Annotated in this window: 5 protein-coding genes; 3 read left to right on the top strand and 2 right to left on the bottom strand. The window is 65.3% G+C overall.

Annotated elements, in window-relative coordinates; all coding sequences use genetic code 11:
- Positions 1-340, top strand: a 340-nt coding sequence (locus GEV06_28400) for a hypothetical protein (protein MPZ21772.1), incomplete at its 5' end; no start/stop codon positions are given.
- A gap of 121 nt (positions 341-461) precedes the next feature.
- Here GEV06_28400 and GEV06_28405 read toward each other — a convergent pair.
- Together GEV06_28405 and GEV06_28410 are read right to left on the bottom strand one after the other, a co-directional pair.
- Positions 462-887, bottom strand: a complete 426-nt coding sequence (locus GEV06_28405; GenBank protein MPZ21773.1) for a PIN domain-containing protein — start codon at positions 885-887, stop codon at positions 462-464.
- Positions 884-1,111, bottom strand: coding sequence for a hypothetical protein (locus tag GEV06_28410; protein MPZ21774.1), 228 nt, complete (start codon positions 1,109-1,111; stop codon positions 884-886). Before GEV06_28410 ends, GEV06_28405 begins: the two co-directional genes overlap by 4 nt.
- Positions 1,112-1,185: 74 nt before the next feature.
- Here GEV06_28410 and GEV06_28415 point away from each other — a divergent pair, with 74 nt between their 5' ends.
- Positions 1,186-1,713 carry a transcriptional repressor gene (locus GEV06_28415; GenBank protein ID MPZ21775.1) on the top strand — a complete coding sequence of 176 codons (528 nt, stop codon included), beginning with the start codon at positions 1,186-1,188 and terminating at the stop codon, positions 1,711-1,713.
- Between the two features lie 41 nt (positions 1,714-1,754).
- Positions 1,755-2,386: catalase-peroxidase (locus tag GEV06_28420; protein ID MPZ21776.1), on the top strand; the 632-nt coding region annotated here is incomplete at its 3' end.

Raw genomic sequence — 2,386 nt, forward strand, 5'->3', positions numbered from 1 at the left:
CAACGACCACCCGCTCGCCTACGGGATGCCAGACGAGGGTCTCGCGACGTTCCTTGCGGGCAGCCAGGTCTACGAGATCGTGCCGTCGGATCGCAACGACGAAACGGCGATCCTGGCGACGTACGTCGAGCGCGACGTGCTCCAGAGCGGCTGGCTGCTCGGCGAGTCCCTCATCTCCAAGAAGGCCGCCGCCGTCTCGGTGAAGCACGGCGCCGGGCGCGTCGTTTTGATCGGCTTTCGCCCGCAGCATCGCGCGCAGACGCACGGCACGTTCAAACTGGTGTTCAACGCGCTCCTGAACGGCCCGCCCGCGGCAGCGCGGCAGTCGGCCAGTCGCTGAAGGCCGCTCGGACGAGGGCGCCGGCCGCACCGGGCGAGATCGGCGCGGCTGGTGCTCCTGGATGTCGTGTACGTCGATCAGGTGGACGCGACCGCGCTCTTCGAGCGCGAGGCGGGGTTGGTCAACCCGTCGGTAGCTCCCTGAACGGGTTGAAGACTTTCAGCCCAGGGCGACGGAAGTCCTGTTCGTTGCCAGTCACAATCGTGAGTCCATAGCGCTTGGCCGTGGCGGCGATGTAGCTGTCTTCCACCGGCATGCGCTGGCCGGCCTTCTCCAGTGCGCGCTCCTGTTCGGCCCAGACATGCGCGACGGATACGTTGAAGCCGTGGATGCGGCCATGCATGGCGTCCGTCAGACGCGTCAACCACGCTTGGAGGGCGTTACGCTGCCGTCCTTCTTTCGTGCGAACCCAGTACGCAAGCTGAGCGATCACAACGGCGCTCGTGTAGCAATCGTTCTTTTCCTGTTCGATCCACGCGACAACGCGACGATCGCCGTGGCGCTTGGCCGGCTGGCAGATTACGTCGGTATCGAGCAGCCAGCTCATAACTTACGACGACGTGCCGTCTCTCGGCGGCGGGGAGGTACATCATCCATGCTGACCGGGCATTCCTTGAGCACGGTCAGCCAGTCTTCGTCACCTGCGAGGCGACGAAAGACGATCGCGTCCTCCTCTGCATCGAAGCGCGCGTCGAAATACTCACCTGGCGAGGCAGGCGCAAGCGTCGCGGGCACCGTCAAACGGCGCTTGGAATCCAGAGTAACGATCATGGTGGGATTATCCCACCATTAGTCATGGAGGTCAAAGCTTTGAATGAGTCAAAGAATTGATCTATTCTGTCGACGTGGCCCCTGACCCGGCTGACCTCCTTCGTCAACGTGGTATTCAGGTCACGGCTCAGCGATTGGCTGTCCTGCGGGCGGTGGCGGGCCAGCCCCACATCACCGCGGACGGCGTGGCCGGGGTCGTCAGGGTCGAGATCGGTGCCATCTCGCTCCAGTCCGTGTACGACGCCCTCGGCGTGCTGGTCGCCGAAGGCCTCATCCGGCGCATTCAGCCCGCCGGGTCACCGGCTCGCTTCGAGGATCGGATCGGCGACAACCACCACCATCTGATCTGCCGAATCTGCGGCCGTGTGGTTGACATCGACTGCGCGGTCGGCCCCGCCCCCTGTCTCACGGCGGTCGACGACAAGGGCTATGAAATCGACGAGGCCGAGGTCGCCTACTGGGGGCGCTGTCCGGATTGCCTAGCCCAGACCCGAACGCCCTCCCGCTCCGACCCATCGACACGCCGACGCCCGCGGAGGAGCGCACGCACCGAGGGCCCGACGATCGCGTCAACGGACCATGAAGAGAATCCCGCGGACTGACAACCGGGCTTCACTCCATCACAGTAGAGGTCAACGTGAACATGGACAACGAAAAGAAGTGCCCGTTCTCGGGCAAAGCGCACAGCGGCACGTCGAGCCGGGACTGGTGGCCGAATCAGTTGAACCTGAAGGTCCTCCACCAGAATCCGCCCGCGCGCGATCCCATGGGCGCGGAGTTCGACTACGCCGCAGAGTTCAAGACCATCGCTCTCGACGCCCTGAAGAAGGACATCGAGCAGGTGATGACGACGTCGCAGGACTGGTGGCCGGCCGACCACGGCCACTACGGCCCGCTCTTCATCCGGATGGCGTGGCACAGTGCGGGCACCTACCGCATCAGCGACGGCCGCGGCGGTGCGGGAGCCGGCGAGCAGCGTTTCGCGCCCCTCAACAGCTGGCCCGACAACGCGAGCCTCGACAAGGCGCGCCGGCTGCTGTGGCCGATCAAGAAGAAGTACGGCAAGAAGATCTCGTGGGCCGACCTGATGGTGCTCGCCGGCAATTGCGCCCTGGAGTCGATGGGGTTCAAGACGTTCGGCTTCGGCGGCGGGCGCGAGGACGTTTGGGAGCCCGAAGCGATCAACTGGGGGACCGAGGACACCTGGCTCGCTGACGCGCGCTACAGCGGCGACCGGCAGCTCGCGAATCCCCTCGCCGCCGTGCAGATGGGCCT

The sequence above is a fragment of the Luteitalea sp. genome (genome assembly GCA_009377605.1).
Classification (GTDB): Bacteria; Acidobacteriota; Vicinamibacteria; order Vicinamibacterales; family Vicinamibacteraceae; genus WHTT01.